The organism is Myxococcus sp. CA023 (assembly GCF_010998615.1).
Lineage (GTDB): Bacteria > Myxococcota > Myxococcia > Myxococcales > Myxococcaceae > Myxococcus.
The window spans coordinates 1-20,428 of record NZ_JAAEAH010000028.1; the positions used below are offsets into that span (position 1 = coordinate 1).

A 20,428-nucleotide genomic window follows, 5' to 3' on the forward strand; every position below is an offset into this window, starting at 1 on the left:
GGGGTGGGGGAGCGCGCGCCAGGCGGAGAGGGGACACGGGCCCGCCCCTCACGCGCTGGCGGCGGAGTCAGGCATTGAACTCGGCGGCGAGCTCCCGGCGGTCCTGCTCTCCGATGAGGTGCTGGGCGTAGCGGACCAGGTCCGCCTCGGTGAGGATGCCCTGGAGGACGCCGCCCTCATCCACCACGGGCAGGCAGCCGTACTTGTGTTCGAGCATCAGCGTCACCGCCCGGCGCAGCGGCGTGTCCGGGCGCACCGTCTGCACGTCGCGCGTCATGATGTCCGCGGCCCAGAGCGGCTGCGCGGCCGGGTCCGTGGCGTGGGTGGCGGCGGCGCGCAGCAGGTCGCGGTGGGTGATGAGGCCCACCAGCTTCTCTTGCCGCACCACCGGCAGGTGACGGATGCGGTGCAGCCGGAGCAGCTCATCCGCCTTGGCCAGGTTCTGCGTTTCCTTGAGCGTGACGACGTCACGGGTCATCAGCTCTCCGACAATCTGCATGGCGGTACTCCTGGCAGGTGGAAGACGACGATTGTCCCTTCATCGTTGCATCTCCGGGGCCAACAGGTCTGCCCCAGGGAACGGTGTTTCCCTGCTTTGGGGCGCGCAAGGTTTGCGTGGCGGCCCGCCACTCCGCAGGCATTGCGCGGTCGACAGGCGCTTGCGCCCGCGGCCGGGTTGAAGCCGGCCGCGCTGTGCGTTAGATGCTCGCCCTGTCGCTAGGGGTGTCCCGGAAGGGACTGAGACGGCCGTGGTCCCGGCCAACCCTTGGAACCTGAACCGGTTCGTACCGGCGGAGGGAAGCGGCCCGGGAGGCTTGCTGCCCCCCGACCGCCTGCCCGTCCGCCCTCTCAAGAGGAGATGCGTGATGAGCGGAGCGTCCAGAAGCCTGAAGGTCGACGGGAAGGTGCTGGAGGGAATCAGCCGGGGCCCGCTGCCAGCCTCGCGCAAGGTGTACGTGCCCGGCGTGCTGCACCCGGACCTGCGCGTGCCCCTGCGCGAAATCAGCCAGACGCCCACGCGCCACGGCCACGGCCCGGACGCGAAGGCGACGGCCAACCCGCCCGTGCACGTCTACGACTCCAGCGGACCGTATACGGATCCGGCCGCGGAGCTCGACCTGCGGCAGGGTCTGCCCGCGCTGCGCGAGTCCTGGATTCTGGGCCGCAATGACACCGAAGCGCTGTCCGGCGTGAGCTCTGAATACGGCCGCGCCCGTGAAGCGGACCCGCGTCTGGCGGGCCTGCGCTTCGCCCACCGCCGCTCGCCGCGCGTGGCGAAGTCCGGCGCCAACGTCACGCAGCTGCACTACGCGCGCAAGGGCATCATCACCCCGGAGATGGAGTACGTGGCGCTGCGGGAGAACCTCCAGGTGGAGGCGTCGCTCGCAGCCCAGCACCCGGGCCAGTCGTGGGGCGCGGCGATTCCGCGGGTGATAACGCCCGAGTTCGTGCGCGACGAAATCGCGCGGGGCCGCGCCATCATCCCGGCCAACATCAACCACCCGGAGCTGGAGCCGATGATCATCGGTCGCAACTTCCTGGTGAAGATCAACGCCAACATCGGCAACTCGGCCGTCACGTCTTCCATCGAGGAAGAGGTGGAGAAGATGGTGTGGTCCATCCGCTGGGGCGCGGACACGGTGATGGACCTGTCCACCGGCCGCAACATCCACGAGACGCGCGAGTGGATCCTCCGGAACGCGCCGGTGCCCATCGGCACCGTGCCCATCTACCAGGCGCTGGAGAAGGTGGGCGGCAAGGCGGAGGACCTCACCTGGGAGCTGTACCGTGACACGCTCATCGAGCAGTGCGAGCAGGGCGTGGATTACTTCACCATCCACGCGGGCGTGCTGCTGCGCTACGTGCCGTGGACGGCGAAGCGCCTGACCGGCATCGTCAGCCGTGGCGGCTCCATCATGGCCAAGTGGTGCCTCGCCCACCACCGGGAGAATTTCCTCTACACGCACTTCGAGGAAATCTGCGAAATCATGAAGGCGTACGACGTCAGCTTCAGCCTGGGAGACGGGCTGCGGCCGGGCTCCATCGCGGATGCCAACGACGCGGCGCAGTTCGGTGAGCTGGAGACGCTGGGCGAGCTGACCCAGATTGCCTGGAAGCACGACGTGCAGGTGATGATTGAAGGCCCGGGCCACGTGCCCATGCACCTCATCCAGGAGAACATGACGAAGCAGCTGGCCGTGTGCGGCGAGGCGCCGTTCTACACGCTGGGGCCTCTCACCACGGACATCGCGCCGGGCTACGACCACTTCACCAGCGGCATCGGCGCGGCGATGATCGGCTGGTTCGGCACGGCGATGCTCTGTTACGTGACGCCCAAGGAGCACCTGGGCCTGCCGGACCGGGACGACGTGAAGGAAGGCGTCATCACGTACAAGATTGCCGCCCACGCCGCGGACCTGGCCAAGGGGCATCCAGGGGCCCAGGCCCGGGACAACGCGCTGTCCAAGGCCCGCTTCGAGTTCCGCTGGGAGGACCAGTTCAACCTGTCGCTGGACCCCGAGCGCGCCCGCGCCTTCCACGACGAGACGCTGCCGGCGGAAGGCGCGAAGGTGGCGCACTTCTGCTCCATGTGCGGTCCGCAGTTCTGCTCCATGAAGATCACGCAAGAGGTGCGTGACTTCGCGGCGAAGCAGGGCGTGAGCGACGACGCCGCGCTTCAGTCCGCGCTCGATGAGAAGAGCGAGGAATTCAAGAAGGCGGGGAGCCAGTTGTACCGCTAGGCGGGTGACCCGTCAGATCACCTGTCCTGGACGTGACAATCGGAGCGGGTGCGTGTCATGGTGGACCCCGCTGGGTGCGGTGCACGCGCCCGAGACATCTTTGGAGGGGATTTTCAATGGAGACTCCGCCGCAGGAGCAAATGGGTTCGTTCGTCAGTGGCACGCCGATGCCGACCCAGGATGAGAAGACGATGGGGCTGCTCGCTCACATGGGCACCATCCTGGCCAACTTCGTGGGCCTGGGCTTCGCCGTGCCGCTGGTGCTGATGCTGACGAAGGGCAAGGAGTCCTCCTTCGTCCGCGCCCACGCCGTGGAGTCGCTGAACTTCCAGATCACGATGTTCATCGCGGGCTTCGTCAGCGCCATCACCCTCTGCATCGGCGTTGGCGCCGTCCTGCTGCCCATCGTCGGCATCGTCGCCATCGTCTTCGCCATCATCGCGGGCCTGAAGGCGAACGAGGGTCAGCTCTACAAGTACCCGGTCAACATTCGACTGGTGAAGTAGCGCGCCACGCGGGGCCGGCCGAAACGGTCCAGGAACACTCGGGCGGGCCAGGCGCGAAGGCGCGGGCCCGCCCGTCGTGTTTTCAACCGCCGATGCCCATCATGGACAGCAGCGTGGCGCCGTTTCCGGGCTCGGTGAAGCGGTGCCCTTCTGGCTTGTCGCCCAGCGCCCGGCGGATGGCCACGGCCAGCTCCACGTCGCTGGCGCCGCCGCGGATGAGCTGGTGCAGCGGCGCCTGCGCCCGGCCGCCGAGGCAGCTGCGCAAGTCGCCATTGGACGCCACGCGCACGCGGTTGCAGGTGCCGCAGAAGTTCTGCGTGAGCGGGGAGATGAAGCCCACGCGGCCTCCGGGCGCACGCCAGTAGCGCGCCGGTCCGGCGGCGTCGCCCGTGTCATCAGGCTCGGGTTCCAGCGGCAGTCCTGAAGCCTGGAGCCGCTCCACCAGCTCCGCGGTGGGCACCGGCGTGCCCTGACCGAAGGGCATCAGCTCGATGAAGCGGGGCGTGAAGCCGCGCGCGTGCGCATAGGCGATCAGGGCGGAGGCTTCCTCGTCGTTCACGCCCCGCATGACGACGACGTTGAGCTTGAGAGACGCGTAACCGGCGCCCGCCGCCGCGTCCACGCCTCGCAGCACCGCGTCGAAATCCCCCTGCTTGGAGATGCGGTGGAACGTCTCCGCCAGGAGGGTGTCCAGGCTCAGGTTGAGTTGGGTGACGCCCGCCTCGCGCAGGGGGAGGGCGAGCCGCTCCAGGTGGCTGGCATTGCTGGTGATGGCCAGGTGCTGGATGCCGGGCACCGCGGCGACGCGCCGGGCGATCTCGAGGATGTCCGGGCGGATCAACGGCTCGCCGCCGGTGAGCCGCACGCGGCGGATTCCCATGCGGGCGAAGACGGAGGTGATTCGCTCCAACTCCTCGGGGCCCAGCAGGTCCCGCTTGCCGCCCCACGAAGCGGGCGAGCAGTAGCTGCACCGGAAGTTGCACCGGTCGGTGATGCTCAGCCTCAGGTACGTCATCCGCCGCCCCTGCGCGTCCAGCAGGGGCGGAGCCAGCACGGAAGGTGGGGGCTGGAGGGCAGGAGTCGTCACGGCGGACCTGTCCTCATCATAGCCGACCCCCGTGCGGTCATCTCTTCCAGCCAGGCTCACCCCTTGTTGCCAGCCACCGAACGAACGACGGCCGACTTGGGCTCGTCCTCGTCACTGGCGGAGTGGCCAGGCACGGCGGCGTCCACGTCGTCGTCCAGATCCGTGAGCCGGGCCAGCTCCGCCTCGGCGTCATGGGCGTCCTGCTCGGCCTGCGGGAGCTGGAGCTTCTTCGTCGCCATCTCCTGCTTGATGCGGATCAGCCCCTCCTCGCCAATGTCGAGGAACGCCCGCACGACCTCCGGATCGAACTGCGTGTTGGCGCAGCGTTTGATCTCCTGGATGGCGTTGGTGAACGTCGTGCCCTTGCGGTAGGGCCGGTCGCTCGTCATCGCGTCCAGCGTGTCCGCCACGGCGAAGATGCGCGCGCCAATGTGGATTTCTTGCCGCTGGAGGTTGCGCGGATAGCCGGCGCCGTCCCAGCGCTCCTGGTGCGAAAGGACGATGGAGGCGGGCGTGTCCAGGAACGGAATGGCCTGGATCATCTGGAAGCCGATGTCCGGGTGCTTGCGCATCTCCAGCCACTCGTCCGGGGTGAGCTTGCCCGGCTTGAGCAGCACCGCGTCCGGCACGCCAATCTTCCCGATGTCGTGCAGCAGCGCGCCGCGTCCAATCTCCTCCAGATCCTTGCCCTGGATGCCCATGCGCTGCGCGATGGCGGACGTGTAGCTGACCACGCGCTGGGAGTGGTCGCTCGTCTCGTGCTCGCGCGCGTCCAGGGCGGCCACCAGGGCCAGCAGCGTGTTCTGGTACGTGTTGGCGATGTCGCGCAGGGCGCTGCGCAGCTCGGCCGTCCTGTCCCGGACCTTGCGCTCCAGCTTCTTCTGGTAGCGCTTGCGGGCCATCTCGATGCGGCGCTTGGCCAGCGCCCGCTCGATGGCCCGGATGAGGTCCGTGAGCTTGGGTGGCTTGAGCAGGTAGTCCACCGCGCCGCGGCGCAGGCAGTCCACGGCTGACTCGGTGTCACCATAGCCCGTGAGCATGATGACGGAGGTGTCGGGGAGCCGCTCGCGGAGGTTCTCCAGGAGCCAGAGGCCGTCCTTGCCCGGCATCTTCATGTCGCTGATGACGAGCGGCGTCTCCTCCTCGCCCGCCAGGTCCAGGGCCATCTCGGCCCCGTTGGCGACGACACAGTTGTAGCCTTCCTCACGTAGCAGGACAGAGATGACGTCTCGTACGGAGTCGTCATCGTCGACGATGAGGATTCGGGGTGGGGCAGGGGGGATGGCTTCCACGGCGAGCGATTCTAGAGGTTTCCTGGATTCATTGGCCAACGAGTACGGGAATTTACCATCGGATCAGGGTTCACGGCTGATCGATTCGGGGACCTGGCGAGGGGACGACCCCTGGCGGTGGGTGGGACAGGCAGGCTCCGCGTCCTGTCCGCCCCTCTGAATCAGGCGCCGGGACCGACCGCTCGCTCGTGCCCCCTGCGTCCGAGGAGGCAGGGGGACGGCTCCTCACCCTTGACGTCGGGTTGCGTCAGGTGCGGGGTTGGGCGGGCGAGCGGTCATACCGGAAGGGGGCCAGGTCCACGGCGGGCCGCTCACCCAGCACGGCCTGCGCGACGAGCTTCGCGGTGATGGGGGCCAGGAGGATGCCGTTGCGGAAGTGGCCCGTGGCCAGGAAGAGCCCGGGCACGGGGCCTTCACCCAGGTAGGGCCGCTTATCCTCGGTCCACGGCCGGAAGCCCGCCCACGTCTCCGTGACGGGCGCCGAGCCCAACTCCGGGCACAGCTCCAGGGCCATGTCGAGGATGCGCGCCAGCCCCGCCGCGGTCACCTGCTTGTCGAAGCCCACCAGCTCCATGGTGCTGCCGGCGATGACCCGGCCGTCCGCGCGCGGCACCAGGTAGCCTTTCTCGGACGTGACGATGCGGTCCAGCAGGGGCAGGCGTGTCTGGAATTGAACCATCTGCCCGCGCGCGGGCCGCACCGCCCGGGCCTCCACGCCGGCGCCGTGGACCAGGGCGGACCAGGAGCCCGCGGCCAGCACCACCGCGTCGGCGCGCAGCAACTCGCCGTCCAGGTCCACGCCCACCGCGCGGCCACCCTCCTGCACCACGCCGCGCACGTAGCCGCTGCGGAACTCCGCGCCCACCCGGGCGGCGGCCATCGTCAGGGCGCGCACCAGGAGCCGGTTGTCCAGCTGATGGTCGTCCGGGAAGTGCGCGGCGCCCACGGCCTTCGCGGACAGGCGTGGCTCCAGGGCGCGGGCCGCGGCACCGTCGAGCAACTCGGCCCGGAGGCCCATGCCACGCTGCCACGCCACCGTGGCGTCCAGGTGGTGCAGACTGGCCTCGTTGAAGGCGACCTTGAGGATGCCGCAGGGCCGGTAGGCCACATCCACGCCGGACAGCTCTCGCAGCTCGGCGGCGAAGGCGGGATAGAGGCCGCGGCTGCGCAGGCACAAATCCAGGAAGGCGCCCGGACCGTCGGACTCCATCTGGGGCGCGAGCATTCCCGCCGCCGCGCTGGAGGCCTCCGCGCCTGGAATGGAGCGCTCCAGCACGTCGACGCGCACTCCGGCCTGCCGCAGCCGCAGCGCGATGCCGCAGCCCATGATGCCCCCACCCACGATGATGACGTCCGCGACTTGCATGGGCGCTTCCTGCTCGCCCGCGCGGGTGTTTGCAAGCGTCGCGCGGGCTCTCCCCGGGCCCGGTTGACGGCGGGGCGCTTTGTCGTTACTCATGCTGCGATGCTCTTCGCGTCCCTTCACCATCACCATGCGCACCATCGGCTCGGCCCCGACGGGACCGTTCGCCATGCGCATGCCTGGGTGAGACGCTAGACGCACCCACCTCGGCACCTGCCGCAGCGACCGAAGGCCCGTCCCTCCAGGACGGGCCTTTTTTCGTTTCCGCGTCGTTGTCTCCTCGCAGTTTCGAAGGTCCCCCATGCTGCTGAAGATTGCTCTGCCCAACAAGGGCCGCCTCTCGGACGAAGTCCGGGAGTTGTTCAATGACGCGGGCCTGGAGGTGCGGGCCCGGGGCGAGCGCGCGCTCACCGCGTCATTGGGCGGAGAGTTCGAGGCCATCTTCGTCCGCGCCCAGGACATCCCGGAGTTCGTGGCGGACGGCGCCGCGCATGCGGGTGTCACCGGTTGGGACCTGGTGTGTGAGTCCGGACGTGAGCTGGACCTGCTGATGGACCTGGAGTTCGGCAGGTGTCGCCTGGTGGTGGCGGCGCGGGAGGAGGGCGGCTTCGCCTCGCCGGAGGACGTGAAGGAGGGCATGCGGGTCGCATCCTGCTTCCCCCGGCTGACGCAGGCGTTCTTCGCTAGGCGCGGGCAGCGGGTGGCGGTGGTTCCGGTGTCGGGCGCGGCGGAGATTGCGCCCCACCTGGGCATCGCGGACATCGTCGTGGACCTGACGTCCACTGGCTCCACGCTGAAGATGAATGGCCTGCGCGAGGTGGCCACGGTGCTGGAGTCCAGTGCGCGGCTGGTGGCGTGCAAGGGCAATCCGGTGGACGCACAGCAGCGGCTGGACGAGCTGAAGCAGGCGCTGGGTTCGGTGTTGGCGGCGCGCGACAAGCGCTACCTGATGGCCAACGTGCCGAAGGATTCGCTCATCCGGGTGCGCGAAGTCCTCCCGGGCCTCAATGGTCCCACCGTGGTGGACGTGCTGGACGGCGGTGACTTCGTGGCCGTGCACGCGGTGGTGCCGGCGAAGACCATCTACCGCACCATCAATGCGCTGAAGGCATTGGGCTGCGAGGGCATCCTCGTCACCCGCATTGAAAGGTTGATGGCGTGATGGCCTTCCTTGCTTCGTCGACCCTGAGGTACCGCGGTCCTCTGTCCGCTCTTGCTCGGGAGGACTTCCGGCGTCTGCTGGACCGCGCGACTGGATCCGATGCCCGCGTCGCGCTGCGCGTGCGGGAACTCATCGCCCGCGTGCGAGCGGAAGGAGACCAGGCGCTCTTCGAACTCGCGCGGCAGTTCGACCGCGTGGAGCTGACGGCGTTGGAGGTTCCGCGAGAGGTCTGTGCCGCGGCGCTCGCTGGATTGGAGCCATCGGTCAGGGACGCGCTTTCCCGAGCGGCTCGCAACATCGCCCTGGCGCATGCGCCGCAGAAGCCGCAATGGGTGGAGGTCGAAACCGAGCCCGGTGTCCTCGTGGGCCGGCGGCCGGATCCGCTGGGCCGCGTGGGGGTGTATGCACCGGGAGGCCGTGCGGTGTACCCCAGCAGCGTACTGATGGGCGTGGTGCCCGCGAAGGTGGCGGGCGTGGGCGAGGTCATCGTGTGCTCGCCGCCGGGGCCCGATGGCTTGCCACACCCCAGCGTGCTGGCGGCGGCATCCCTGGCAGGCGCGGACCGCGTCTTTTCGCTGGGCGGCGCTGGCGCGGTGGCGGCCATGGCCTATGGCACGGAGAGCGTGCCGCGCGTGGACCGCATCGTGGGGCCGGGCAATGCCTATGTGGCGGAGGCCAAGCTGCAGGTGGTGGGCGCGGTGGCGATTGAAGCACCCGCGGGCCCCAGTGAAATCCTGGTCGTGGCCGACGACACGGCGAACCCCGCCGCGGTGGCGCGGGAGATGTTGGCTCAGGCGGAGCATGACCCAGAGGCGGCTTGTGTCACGCTGGCGCTGGGCGACGCGCTGGCGGACGCCATCGCCGCGGAGGTGGAGCGGCAGGCCGAGCGCGCGAAGCGGTGGGAGATCGTCACGTCTGCCCTGGGCTCTCGCGGCGCGGTGCTGACGGTGGCGTCCCTGGAGGAAGCCTGGCCCTTCGTGGCGGACTTCGCTCCGGAGCATCTGCTCATCGCCACCGCGTCGCCGCGGGAGGACCTGGGACGGGTGCGCAACGCGGGCACCGTCTTCCTGGGTGAGCGCTCGTCGGTGGCCTACGGCGATTACATGACCGGCTCCAACCACGTGCTGCCCACGGCGGGGTTGGCGCGGGCATACTCGGGACTCAACCTGCTCGACTTCTACCGGTGGACCACCTACCAGCGCGTCGCGCCCACGGCGGCGGCGTCTCTGGCGGAGGACGTGGGGCGGCTGGCCGACAGTGAAGGTCTCTTCGCGCACGCGGACGCCGCGCGCGCCTGGGGGCGGCCATGATTCCCAGGCGGGCTTCGTACCGGGACATTCCGCTGTACGCGCCTTCGAAGCGGCCGTGCCGGGTGGACCTGAGTGACAACACCAACCTCTTTGGCGTTCCGCCCTCCGTGGAGCGGGTTCTTGCCACCACCGTGTCCCGCGTACCGCGTTATCCGCAGGGGTATGCCCCGGACCTGCGCCGGGCGCTGGCTGCGTCCATTGGAGCGGCGCCCGACGAGATAACGACGGGCTGTGGCTCGGATGACGTCATCGACTCGGCGCTGCGCGCCTTTTTGGAGCCCGGGGACACGCTGGCCTATCAGGACCCGACCTTCGTCATGGTGCCGCTGTTCGCCAAGGTGAACGGACTCGAGGGCGTGCCGGTGCCGTTGAAGCCGGACTTCGACGTGGATGCGGACGCACTGCTCGGCACGGGGGCGAAGGTCATCTTCCTGTGCTCGCCCAACAACCCCACAGGCACCGCGCTGTCGCGGGCGGCGGTGGAGCGTGTTGCCGAGAACGCACCCGGCATCGTCATCATCGATGAGGCCTATGCGGACTTCGCGCCGGGGAAGGACTTCCTCGACCTGGCGCGACGGCGGTCGAATGTCCTGGTGACGCGCACCTTCTCCAAGGCCTTCGGGCTGGCGGGGCTGAGAGTCGGGTGGGGCGTCGGCTCTCCCGAACTGGTGGCGGAGGTCGAGAAGGCTCGCGGACCCTACAAGCTCACCAGTGTCGCGGAGGCCGTGGCCGTCTCGGTGCTGAATGGTGACGCGGACTGGGTGCGAGCCCGTGCGGAGGAAGCCGTCGCCTGTCGTGAGCGGCTGCGCGGCGAGTTGGTGTCGTTGGGTCTGACGCCTCTGCCATCGGAAGCCAACTTCCTGATGGTGCCGCTTCCGGGCGCGCTGGCAGTCGCCGAGCGGATGCGAGAGCGGGACGTGAATGTGCGGGCGTTCCAGGCGCTGACGGGCGTGGGCGACGCGCTCCGAATCGGTGTGGGGCCCTGGCCCTTGATGGAGACGGCGCTGGCGGCGCTGCGGGAGGCGTTGCGATGAGAGTCACCTTGTTTGACTACGGCGCGGGCAACCTCCACTCGCTGGCCAAGGCGCTGGCCACGGTGCCGGGCGCTGAGGTGCGCGTCCAGGAGGACCCCGTGCGTTCGCTGGACACCGACGTGCTGGTGCTGCCGGGGGTGGGCGCATTCGGTGCGGCGGTGGCGCGGCTCGAACCGGGGCGTGAAGCCATGCGCGCGGCACTGGAGCAGGGCCTGCCGTGCCTGGGCATCTGCCTGGGCATGCAGTTGCTCTTCGAAGGCAGTGACGAAGGCGAGGGCGCCGGCCTGGGCTACTTCGCGGGCCGGGTGACACGGCTGGCGGCGAAGCGAGTGCCCGAGATTGGCTGGAACCAGGTTGAGGACGAACGCACGCTGGCGGGTGCGCGGCTGGACACCGTGTACTACGCGCACAGCTTGGCCTGCCGCGCCGCGGATGCTTCGGTGGTGACGGGGTGGACGACGCACGAGGCGGACCGCTTCCCGGCGGCGGTGCGCAGGGGAAGGGTGGTGGGTGTGCAGTTCCACCCGGAGAAGTCCTCCACGGCGGGCGTGCGCTTCGTGCAGGCCTTCCTGCGGGAGGTGGCGCCGTGATTGCGATTCCAGCCATCGACCTGCGCGATGGTGCGTGTGTCCAGCTCGTGGGCGGCTCGTACGCGGCGGAGAAGGTCCGGGTGGAGGACCCGCTGGAGGCATTGAAGCAGTGGCGCCGTCACGGCTTCCGCGCGTTCCATGTCGTGGACCTGGACGCGGCGCTGGGCAAGGGCTCCAACTCGGACGCCATCTTCCAGCTGACCGCCTACGAGCGAGGGCTCACCTTCTCCGTGGGCGGCGGCGTGCGCGATTCCGACCGGGTGGAGACCGTCCTGTCGGGCGGAGCCGAGTTCGTGGTGGTGGGAACTCGCGCCATCGAAGACGCCGGCTGGCTGGCGGACATCGCGAACCGCTTCCCCGGCCGGGTGGTGGTGGCCGCGGACGTGAAGGGGCGCGAGGTGGTGACGCGAGGCTGGACGGAGGGAAGCCATCGCGACATCCGGGAGGTGCTGGCGGCCTTCGAGCCCTTGCCGCTGGGGGGCCTGCTCGTGACGGCGGTCCACAAGGAGGGCCAGCTGTCGGGAGTGGACCTGGCGTTGATGTGGGAGGTGGCGAGCACCAGCCGGCACCGTCTGTACGCGTCGGGTGGCGTGACGACGATGGAGGACCTGCGGGCCCTCGCGGCGGCGGGCGCATATGGGGCCGTCATTGGCATGGCGCTGTACACCGGAAGGCTGGATGCGAGCGCAGTCGCTCGGGAGTTCACGGGATGACCACTGTCATTCGGGAGACGAAGGAGACGCAGGTCCGGGTGGAGCTGTCGCCGGGTAAGGGCGTCACGAACGTGGACACGGGGTTGAAGTTCTTCGACCACATGCTGGCCACCTTCGCGCGCTACGCGGGGCTGGACCTCTCGCTGCATGCGCGGGGGGACCTCACGCACCATGTGATGGAGGACGTGGCCATCACGCTGGGCACGGCGGTGCAGCAGGTGATTCCAGCCACGGCCGCGCGTTTCGCCGAGCGCACCATCCCCATGGACGACGCGCTGGTTCAGGCCTGTCTGGATGCAGGGGGGCGCTTCTATTACCAGGGCCCGTTGAAGAACCGGCTCTACGAGCACTGGATGCGCTCGTTCAGCGAGCACGCCCGGGTGACGCTGCACCTGCGGGTGCTGCGCGGAAAGGACAGCCACCACGCGACGGAGGCGTCCTTCAAGGCGCTGGGGCTGGCGCTGCGGGACGCCATGGTGGACTCCGGCTCGGTGTTCAGCATGAAGGGCTCCGTGTCCCTGGAGGTGACGTGATGCTCACGCGACGGCTCGTCGTCTGTCTGGACGTGAAGGGCGGACGCGTGGTGAAGGGCGTCCAGTTCGAGGGACTTCGCGACGTGGGTGACCCGGTGGAACTGGCCCGGCGCTACGAAGCGGAGGGGGCGGATGAGCTGACGTTCCTCGACATCTCCGCCAGCGCCGAGGAGCGGGACACCTTGTGGGAGCTGGTGCGGCGCACCGCCGAGCAGCTCTTCATTCCCCTGGCTGTCGGCGGCGGGGTGCGCACGGTCGATGACGTGGGTCGGGCGCTGCGAGCGGGCGCGGACAAGGTGAGCATCAACTCCGCGGCGGTGGCCAACCCGGCGCTGCTCACCGCTTGTGCGGAGCGCTTCGGCGCACAGTGCGTGGTGGCCAGCATCGACGCGAAGCGAGACGGCGAGCGCTGGCGCGTCTACACCCATGGCGGCCGGAAGCCCACGGACCTGGACGCGGTGGTCTGGGCGCGTGAGTGCGTGGCGCGAGGGGCAGGAGAAGTGCTCCTCACCAGCATCGACCGGGATGGCGCGCGGACGGGCTATGACCTGGCGTTGACGCGGGCCGTTTCGGAGGCGGTGGACGTGCCAGTCATCGCCTCGGGGGGCGCGGGCAGTGCGGCGCATGTCCGGGATGCGTTCCAGGAAGGCGGCGCTGACGCGGCATTGGTCGCTGGCATCCTGCACGACGGCCTCACCACGGTGGGCGCCATCAAGGCGGTGCTCCGCGAGGGCGGCCTTCACATCCGGAGCGTGGCATGACGGACTCAGGAAATCTGATGCAGGCCGCCGCTGAAGTGGCGCGGATAGCGGGTGACGCGGCGTTGGGGTTCTTCCGCGGTGGCATCGCGGTGGACACGAAGTCGGACGGCTCTCCGGTGACAGTGGCGGACCGCACGGCGGAGTCCCGTGCGCGCGAGTGGCTGGAAGCGCGCTTCACCCAGGACGGCATCCTGGGTGAGGAGTTCGGCGAAACGCGTCCAGGTGCGAAGCGGCGGTGGATCCTGGACCCCATCGACGGGACGAAGACGTTCATCCGCGGTGTCCCCCTGTGGGGCACGTTGGTGGCGTTGGCGGAAGGTGAGCGCATCCTCGTGGGTGCCGCGTACTTCCCCGCGGTGAGTGAGTTGCTGGTGGCGGCGCCGGGGCGGGGCTGCTTCTGGAACGACCAGCGCGCCGCCGTGTCCACGCAGGCGGAGCTGTCAAAGGCGGTGGTGTTGTCCACGGATGAGCGCTTCCCGGTGTACCCGGAGCGCGGGGCCGCTTGGCGCGCGCTCGCGCGGGACGCGGCCGTGGACCGCACCTGGGGGGATTGCTACGGCTACCTGCTGGTCGCCACCGGGCGCGCGGAGGTCATGGTGGATGAGCTGCTGTCCCCCTGGGATGGAGCGGCCTTGCAGCCCATCATCGAGGAAGCCGGCGGTGTGTTCACCGACTGGACGGGGCGGCGGACCGCGTTCGGCGGAAATGGAATCGCCACCAACGCGGCCATGGCGCGCGTGGTGCGGGAGCGGCTCGGCGCCGTGGAGACACGCTGATGCTCGACCTGGACGCGCTCGACTTCGCGAAGGGCAACGGACTGGTGACGGTCGTCACTCAGGACGCGAGCACCGGTGACGTGTTGATGGTGGCGCATGCGGACCGGGAAGCCCTGGAGCGCACACTGGCCACGGGGGAGATGCACTACCGGTCGCGCACGCGCGGCCTGTGGCACAAGGGCGCCACCAGTGGAAACGTCCAGCGCGTGGTGGCGCTCCGCGCCGACTGTGACGGTGACGCGGTGCTCGCGCGCGTGGAGAAGGCGGGCCCCGCGTGTCACACGGGGACGGAGACCTGCTTCGGCCCTGGCCGTTGGGATGCGCTGATCGCGCTGGATGACACGCTCGCTCGGCGCGCCGCACCGGTGGAGCGGCCCGATGATGCGCCCCCAAGCTACACGCGCCGCCTGCTGGAGGACCGCAACCTGCGCTTGAAGAAGCTGGGCGAGGAGGCCGCGGAGTTGGTGACGGCGTGCGCGGACGCGGACCCGTCACGCGCCGCGGAGGAAGCGGCGGACGTGCTCTACCACGTGCTCGTCGCGGTCCGGCCCCTGGGCCTCTCGCTCGACGACGTGAAGGCGGTCCTCGCCAGGCGCGCTTCGCGCTGATCCACCGCGCATGTCCGCTGTACGACAGGATCCGGTGAATCCTGGAGATGACGCGGGCGTATACGTGTTTTCCCTGAGTGTCCGTGTCGGTCCGGTTGGATTTGTCCGTTTCCGCTGCAGGACAGGACCGCGGTGCCGGGCGGAATGAATGCTGGTTCAGGTATCGTGCACTTCAACGAATGGAGTGTTCCTGCTACAGATCCGACCGCACGGCAGCGTGGCAAGCCGGGCGGGTGCCGGTCAGGCGCTCGCCTCACCGGAGGCATCGTGAACGGCCCTACCTACAAAGCGGAGATCATCGACCGAGTCATCTTCTCCCGCTGGGAGAATCCTCCGACCAAGGAGGACGTGACGCTGGTGCTGGCGCAGATGCAGGAAGCGGCGGCGCGGCTCAACACGAACCTCATCTACGTGGGGTCGGTGAGCTCGAAGTCGAAGGTGCCCGACGCGAACGAGCGCACCGTACTCAACCAGTTCCTCATGGATGCCCGCCGCACCTGCGTGGAGCAGGCGTGGCTCATCTATGAAGGCACGGACCTGCAGCACAACCTACAGCGCGTCATCATCTCCGGCGTGCTCATCCTCACGCGCACCTTCGACAACTTCCTGTCGGTCGCGAAGTCGGGTGACTCCATCGTCAAGGACGTGAGCGCGGTGCTGAAGAAGGACGCCGCGCCACTCTTCACGATGGCCAAGGAGCGCGGCCTCGTCGCCTGACGTCGGTCGGCGGCGCCTTCAGCGGGCGCCGTGGACCTCCAGCTCCTTCAGTTCGGTGTCCGCGCGCTCGGGGAAGACGCTCACGGCGTCCACGTTGCGCAGCGGCACCTGGAGCGGGCACTGCTCCCACTGACCCATGCCGGTGAAGCGGCACACGGTGGGGTTGACGAAGGCGAAGTCCTTCTCCGGATCCTTCAGGCCAACTCCCTGTGGCGTCCGGACGATGGCGCGCACCGTTCCCGGGCCCGTGGCGCGGATCCTCACCGATACGAGCTGCTTCAGCGTGGGCGCGTAGCTCGCGCGCAGCGCGCCGTCCGCCTCCCATCGTTGACTCTTGAGCGCCTTGCCGACCGGAACCCCGGTGTTCTCGTCCCGGTCGAACGCCTGGAAGCCGGGCTCGGTGCCTTCAATCCGGTCTGGCTTCATGGCGCTCGTCTCGGGAGGAATGGGCACCGCGGCCAGGGCGACCAGCGCGGGCGTGGGCGCCACGAGGTTCACAGCGGCGGCGCGCAGCAGCGCGTCATCCAGGAAGCCTGCCTGCGAGCAGCGGGGCGCCAGCTCCCCGGCGAGCGCGAGCACCGGGGGCCGTACCGTGAGGTCTGACTGGGCCGCGGGTGCGAGCCCCAACTGGACGAGCGAGGCACAAGCCCCTCCCAGGCCTGGCCCCGCATGCTCCAGGTTCCATTTCGCGCTCGCGACGTCGGCATTCGGCCCCACCGCGGCATTCAGCAGGGCTTGCCCCACGGCCCGGGCGCACGAATTGGCGGCCGGTGGGCAGCGCTCACACAGGCTGGCCAGCAGGCCACGCAGCGGTGTGGCTTCTCCCTCGGATAAGGGAGAGCGGGCGTCCAGGGCCACGCCCAGCGCGCAGGCGCGAACGGGCGGCTGACGGCATGCGTCGAGCTGCTGGCGCGCTTCGTCGAGGACCCGGGTGTCCTGGGGCGTGCGGAGGGCGCTTTCGAGCGCCCGTTCCAGCGTCCGGCACTCTGGGGCGGAGGAGGGGTCGGGGACCCCGGCCGGGGCGTCACCCGCCTGGGCCATGCGCTCGGGCCGAGGACCGGGCGCTTCCTCCTGGTGCGTCACACACCACAGGCGCCCGAAGGCGATGAGTGCTACGAACATCAAGAGGAGGGTTCGGAGCGGGAAACGGCGCACGAGCAAACTCCTTGATTCCAACCGGGACCGGGGGTTATCAGCCCACCCGGGTTCCATCCGCAATAATTACGGAGGCGTGCGTGGCTGAGACGTTCGACGTGGTGATCATCGGTTCGGGCCCCGGCGGCTACGTGGGCGCCATTCGCGCGGGTCAGCTGGGCCTGAAGACGGCCATCATCGAGAAGGACAAGCGGCTGGGCGGCACCTGCCTCCACCGCGGCTGCATCCCGACCAAGTCCCTGCTGTGGACCGCGGAGCTGTTCCACCACGTCCGCGAAGCGGCTGACTTCGGCGTTGACGTGAGCAGCCCGGCCATCAACTGGCCCAACGCGATGAAGCACAAGGACAAGATTGTCACCAAGGGTGCCAACGGCATCGACTTCTTGATGAAGAAGAACAAGGTGACGGTGGTGAAGGGCCACGGCCGCATCGCCGGCAAGGGCAAGGTGGAGGTCACCGCCGCGGACGGCTCCAAGCAGGTCCTGGAGGCGAAGAACATCATCATCGCCACGGGCTCGGTGCCCAAGTCCCTGCCCAACGTCCCCGTGGACCACAAGCGGGTTCTGAACAGCGACTCCATCCTGCAGATCGACCGCGTCCCCAAGAGCATCATCGTGCTGGGCGCCGGCGCGGTGGGCTGTGAGTTCGCCTCCGTGTTCAACCACGTAGGCAGCAAGACCTCCATCGTGGAGTACCTGCCCGCGCTGCTCCCCATCGAAGACGCGGACATCTCCAAGGAGCTGGAGAAGATCTTCAAGCGCCGCGGCATTGACGTGCACACCGGCTCCGCGGTGGAGAAGGTGGAGCACACGGCGGACGGCGTGCGCGTCACCATGAAGGTGGGCAACGAGACCAAGACGCTGGAGGCGGAAATCCTCCTGTCGGCGGTGGGCCGCTCGCCCGTCACCGAGGACGTGGGTCTGGACAAGACGAACATCCAGGCCGAGCGCGGCTACATCAAGGTCGACTCGATGCTGCGCACCTCCGAGCCGAACGTCTACGCCGTGGGTGACATCATCCCCACGCCGATGCTGGCGCACATGGCCAGCGCGGAGTGCGTGGTGGCGGTGGAGCACATCGCCGGGAAGAACCCGCAGCCCATCAACTACGACCTGACGCCGTCGGCCACGTACTGCTACCCCGAGGTCGCCTCGGTGGGCCTGACGGAGAAGAAGGCCAAGGAGCGCGGCTACGATGTGAAGGTGGGCATCGCTCCGATGGGCGCCGTGACGAAGGCCGCCATCTCCAACGAGGCCACCGGCATGATCAAGATCGTGTCGGACCGGAAGTACGACGAGGTCCTCGGCGTGCACCTCATTGGACCGCACGCGACGGAGCTGCTGGCTGAGGCGTGTGTCGCGCTGAAGCTGGAGATCACCACCGAGGAGCTGGCCAACACCATCCACGCGCACCCGACGCTCTCGGAAATCGTGCACGAGGGTGCCGAGGCCACGCTGGGCCACCCGCGCCACTTCTAGGCGGCGGCGCCTCGCTTGAAGTCCCAGGGGCCGTCCCGGTGTGCCGTGGACGGCCCCTCGTATTTCCGGCCCCCGCGGCCGCGCGAGGTGACGGTCCCCTGCCTGGCCGCCCTCACGAGTGCTCTGGGCCTGTCCCCAGGCACCGGGGGCATTAGTAGAGAGGCGACAACTGGTGGACGACTGGTGGATGCTGACGCCTCGCGTCAGTGGCTTCCGCTTGAACGTCCTCCGTCCAACCCATAGAAGGCCCGCGATCCATGGCGACTCCCGACCGGTTCCCTCTGCCCCAGGTGACTGAGACCACCCGCAAGCCGGAGTGGCTGAAGGTGCGGCTCCCGCACGGAGAAGGCTACGAGCGGGTCAAAGCCATCGTGAAGCGCACCAAGCTGGCCACGGTGTGCGAAGAGGCCCGCTGCCCGAACATCGCCGAGTGCTGGGGCGGGGGCACGGCCACGGTGATGCTGATGGGCGAGGTGTGCACGCGCGCGTGCCGCTTCTGCCACGTGAAGGTCGGCGCGCCTCCTCCGCTGGATCCGATGGAGCCCATCCATCTGGCCCAGGCGGTGAAGGAGATGGACCTGGAGTACATCGTCGTCACGTCCGTGAACCGGGATGACCGGCCGGACGGCGGCGCCAGCCACTTCGCTTCCGCCATCCGCGAGCTGCGCCGGGAGAGCCCGCGCACCATCGTCGAAGTGCTCATCCCGGACTTCAAGGGCGTGGAGAAGGACCTGACCACCGTGGCGGAGGCCAAGCCTCACGTGGTGGCGCACAACGTGGAGACGGTGGAGCGCCTCACGCCGACGGTCCGTGACCGGCGCGCGAAGTACCACCAGTCCCTGCGCGTGCTGGAGTACCTCAAGAACCGCCCCGAGGGCCTGTACACCAAGACGTCCGTCATGGTGGGCCTGGGGGAGACGGACGCGGAGCTGGAGCAGACGTTCAAGGACCTGCGCGACGTGGGCGTGGACGTGCTGACGCTGGGCCAGTACCTGCAGCCGTCGCAGTACCACCTGCGCGTGGAGCGCTTCGTGTCGCCCGCGCAGTTCGAGGCGTACAAGGCGCTGGCCGAGTCCTACGGCTTCCTCTACGTGGCCTCCGGTCCGCTGGTGCGGTCCAGCTACCGGGCCGCTGAGTTCTTCATGAAGGGCCTGATGGAGCGCGAGCGGCTCGAGCGGCTCGGCTGAGCTGTGACGCTCCGATTCATGGCTTGACCCAACACCCCTGCTTCCCGGAAAGACGACTCCATGGCGTTCTTCGAATTCAAGCTCCCCGACCTTGGTGAAGGCGTGATGGAAGGTGAGCTGGTGAAGTGGCACGTGAAGGCGGGGGATTCCGTCAAGGAAGACCAGGTGCTCGCCGAGGTGATGACGGACAAGGCCACCGTCACCGTTCCCGCTCCCAAGGCGGGCCGTGTCGTGAAGACGCACGGCAATGAAGGCGACATGGCGAAGGTGCACCAGCTCCTCGTCACCCTGGAGGTGGAGGGCGATGCGCCGGCGCAGGCCGGTGGTCATGGCGAGGCCAGCGCGCCGGCGGCGGTGCCCGCGGCGGGTGGCCATGGCGGTCGTGCGCCTGTCTCGGCGTCCAAGGTGCTGGCCACGCCGGTGACGCGGCGGATGGCGCGTGAGCACGGGCTGGACCTGGCGGCGATTGCCGGCACGGGGCCGCAGGGCCGCGTGACGAAGGCGGACGTGGTGGCGGCGCTGGAGGGTGGCGAGAAGAACGTCGTCGCGGCTCCGGCCGAGCAGAAGGCGCGTCCCGCGGCTCCTGCCGTCAGCTCGGGCGCGGCGGACGAGCGCGTTCCGCTCCGGGGCCTGCGCAAGAAGATCGCGGAGAAGATGGTGCGGTCGAAGTTCACGGCGCCGCACTTCGCCTTCGTCGAGGAAGTGGACGCCACGGAGCTGGTGGCCCTGCGCGCGCGGCTGAACGCGCAGCTGGCGGCGGCCGGTGAGAACACCAAGCTCAACTACCTGCCATTCATCATCAAGGCGACGGTGGCGGCGCTGAAGAAGTTCCCGCACCTGAATGCGAACTTCGACGAGGCGTCGCAGGAGCTGGTGGTCCGCGGCGAGTACAACATCGGCATGGCGGCGGCGACGCCGGACGGCCTCACCGTGGCGGTGGTGAAGCACGCGGACCGGCTGACGCTGGCCGAGCTGGCGCGTGAGACGGCCCGCCTGGGCGCCGCCGCGCGCGACCGCAAGCTGAAGATGGAGGAGCTGACGGGTGGCACCTTCACCATCAGCTCGCTGGGGCAGAGCGGAGGCCTGTTCGCTACGCCCATCATCAACCACCCTGAAGTGGGCATCCTGGGCGTGCACCGCCTGAAGAAGCGCCCGGCGGTGGTGGGGGACCAGGTCGTCGTGCGCGACATGATGAACCTGTCGCTGTCGTGCGACCACCGCGTCATCGATGGCTCGGTGGCGGCGGACTTCACGTACGAGATCATCAAGTACCTGGAGAAGCCGGACCTGCTGTTCCTGGCCATGGCGTGAGGTGAGCGCCGTGGCAGGTCCACGCCTCTGACGTGAGGGGCGTGGTGGCCCTGGAGCCGGGCCGGGAAGCGCCTGGTGCTGGGGCCCGCGTTCGAGGGCCGCGC

General features: G+C 69.0%; 20 protein-coding genes and 1 riboswitch. Of the genes, 15 read left to right on the forward strand and 5 right to left on the reverse strand.

Annotated elements, in window-relative coordinates:
* Positions 1–67 precede the first annotated feature (67 nt).
* Positions 68–499 carry a CBS domain-containing protein gene (locus F8M74_RS14335; protein ID WP_011554239.1) on the reverse strand — a complete coding sequence of 144 codons (432 nt, stop codon included), beginning with the start codon at positions 497–499 and terminating at the stop codon, positions 68–70.
* Between the two features lie 210 nt (positions 500–709).
* A riboswitch (TPP riboswitch) is annotated at positions 710–817 on the forward strand.
* Positions 818–866: 49 nt separating this feature from the next.
* Here F8M74_RS14335 and thiC point away from each other — a divergent pair.
* Positions 867–2,741, forward strand: a complete 1,875-nt coding sequence (gene thiC / locus F8M74_RS14340; RefSeq protein ID WP_141254510.1) for a phosphomethylpyrimidine synthase ThiC — start codon at positions 867–869, stop codon at positions 2,739–2,741.
* Positions 2,742–2,857: 116 nt separating this feature from the next.
* On the forward strand, positions 2,858–3,247 hold the full coding sequence (locus F8M74_RS14345; protein WP_141254511.1) for a DUF4870 domain-containing protein: 390 nt from the start codon (positions 2,858–2,860) through the stop codon (positions 3,245–3,247).
* A gap of 82 nt (positions 3,248–3,329) precedes the next feature.
* On the opposite strand, the gene moaA is transcribed toward F8M74_RS14345, so the two are convergent.
* The 3 genes from moaA to thiO form a co-directional block, all read right to left on the reverse strand.
* The gene (moaA, locus tag F8M74_RS14350; protein ID WP_141254512.1) at positions 3,330–4,334 is read right to left on the reverse strand and encodes a GTP 3',8-cyclase MoaA; all 1,005 of its coding nucleotides are present in this window, start codon (positions 4,332–4,334) and stop codon (positions 3,330–3,332) included.
* A 56-nt stretch (positions 4,335–4,390) separates the two neighbouring features.
* The gene (locus F8M74_RS14355; RefSeq protein ID WP_141254513.1) at positions 4,391–5,626 is read right to left on the reverse strand and encodes an HD-GYP domain-containing protein; all 1,236 of its coding nucleotides are present in this window, start codon (positions 5,624–5,626) and stop codon (positions 4,391–4,393) included.
* A gap of 247 nt (positions 5,627–5,873) precedes the next feature.
* On the reverse strand, positions 5,874–6,992 hold the full coding sequence (gene thiO / locus F8M74_RS14360) for a glycine oxidase ThiO (RefSeq protein ID WP_141254514.1): 1,119 nt from the start codon (positions 6,990–6,992) through the stop codon (positions 5,874–5,876).
* 298 nt (positions 6,993–7,290) lie between these two features.
* On the opposite strand from thiO, the gene hisG reads away from it, so the two are divergent.
* The 10 genes from hisG (at position 7,291) to F8M74_RS14410 (ending at position 15,193) form a co-directional block, all read left to right on the forward strand.
* The gene (hisG, locus tag F8M74_RS14365; protein WP_141254515.1) at positions 7,291–8,151 is read left to right on the forward strand and encodes an ATP phosphoribosyltransferase; all 861 of its coding nucleotides are present in this window, start codon (positions 7,291–7,293) and stop codon (positions 8,149–8,151) included.
* Positions 8,151–9,461, forward strand: a complete 1,311-nt coding sequence (hisD, locus tag F8M74_RS14370) for a histidinol dehydrogenase (protein WP_171410272.1) — start codon at positions 8,151–8,153, stop codon at positions 9,459–9,461. The genes hisG and hisD overlap by 1 nt, the downstream gene beginning before the upstream one ends.
* On the forward strand, positions 9,458–10,495 hold the full coding sequence (locus F8M74_RS14375; protein WP_141254517.1) for a histidinol-phosphate transaminase: 1,038 nt from the start codon (positions 9,458–9,460) through the stop codon (positions 10,493–10,495). Before hisD ends, F8M74_RS14375 begins: the two co-directional genes overlap by 4 nt.
* A complete protein-coding gene (hisH, locus tag F8M74_RS14380) occupies positions 10,492–11,085 on the forward strand; it encodes an imidazole glycerol phosphate synthase subunit HisH (protein ID WP_141254518.1) in 594 nt (197 codons plus the stop codon). The genes F8M74_RS14375 and hisH overlap by 4 nt, the downstream gene beginning before the upstream one ends.
* Positions 11,082–11,798 carry a HisA/HisF-related TIM barrel protein gene (locus F8M74_RS14385; RefSeq protein WP_141254519.1) on the forward strand — a complete coding sequence of 239 codons (717 nt, stop codon included), beginning with the start codon at positions 11,082–11,084 and terminating at the stop codon, positions 11,796–11,798. Before hisH ends, F8M74_RS14385 begins: the two co-directional genes overlap by 4 nt.
* Positions 11,795–12,331, forward strand: a complete 537-nt coding sequence (locus F8M74_RS14390) for an imidazoleglycerol-phosphate dehydratase (protein WP_141254520.1) — start codon at positions 11,795–11,797, stop codon at positions 12,329–12,331. The genes F8M74_RS14385 and F8M74_RS14390 overlap by 4 nt, the downstream gene beginning before the upstream one ends.
* Positions 12,328–13,092, forward strand: a complete 765-nt coding sequence (hisF, locus tag F8M74_RS14395) for an imidazole glycerol phosphate synthase subunit HisF (protein WP_203330822.1) — start codon at positions 12,328–12,330, stop codon at positions 13,090–13,092. Before F8M74_RS14390 ends, hisF begins: the two co-directional genes overlap by 4 nt.
* Complete coding sequence (gene hisN, locus F8M74_RS14400; RefSeq protein WP_141254521.1) at positions 13,089–13,868, forward strand: histidinol-phosphatase; 780 nt, start codon at positions 13,089–13,091, stop codon at positions 13,866–13,868. Before hisF ends, hisN begins: the two co-directional genes overlap by 4 nt.
* On the forward strand, positions 13,868–14,476 hold the full coding sequence (gene hisIE / locus F8M74_RS14405; protein WP_141254522.1) for a bifunctional phosphoribosyl-AMP cyclohydrolase/phosphoribosyl-ATP diphosphatase HisIE: 609 nt from the start codon (positions 13,868–13,870) through the stop codon (positions 14,474–14,476). The genes hisN and hisIE overlap by 1 nt, the downstream gene beginning before the upstream one ends.
* 267 nt (positions 14,477–14,743) lie before the next feature.
* Positions 14,744–15,193 (forward strand): DofB protein, encoded by a 450-nt coding sequence (locus F8M74_RS14410; protein ID WP_140863630.1) that lies wholly within the window; start codon positions 14,744–14,746, stop codon positions 15,191–15,193.
* An 18-nt stretch (positions 15,194–15,211) separates the two neighbouring features.
* On the opposite strand, the gene F8M74_RS14415 is transcribed toward F8M74_RS14410, so the two are convergent.
* On the reverse strand, positions 15,212–16,348 hold the full coding sequence (locus tag F8M74_RS14415; protein WP_228560153.1) for a hypothetical protein: 1,137 nt from the start codon (positions 16,346–16,348) through the stop codon (positions 15,212–15,214).
* 80 nt (positions 16,349–16,428) lie between these two features.
* On the opposite strand from F8M74_RS14415, the gene lpdA reads away from it, so the two are divergent.
* The 3 genes from lpdA (at position 16,429) to F8M74_RS14430 (ending at position 20,324) form a co-directional block, all read left to right on the forward strand.
* Positions 16,429–17,826 carry a dihydrolipoyl dehydrogenase gene (gene lpdA / locus F8M74_RS14420; protein ID WP_140792645.1) on the forward strand — a complete coding sequence of 466 codons (1,398 nt, stop codon included), beginning with the start codon at positions 16,429–16,431 and terminating at the stop codon, positions 17,824–17,826.
* Positions 17,827–18,083: 257 nt separating this feature from the next.
* The gene (gene lipA, locus F8M74_RS14425) at positions 18,084–19,013 is read left to right on the forward strand and encodes a lipoyl synthase (RefSeq protein WP_141254524.1); all 930 of its coding nucleotides are present in this window, start codon (positions 18,084–18,086) and stop codon (positions 19,011–19,013) included.
* A 60-nt stretch (positions 19,014–19,073) separates the two neighbouring features.
* The gene (locus F8M74_RS14430; protein ID WP_141254525.1) at positions 19,074–20,324 is read left to right on the forward strand and encodes a dihydrolipoamide acetyltransferase family protein; all 1,251 of its coding nucleotides are present in this window, start codon (positions 19,074–19,076) and stop codon (positions 20,322–20,324) included.
* Positions 20,325–20,428: the final 104 nt, after the last annotated feature.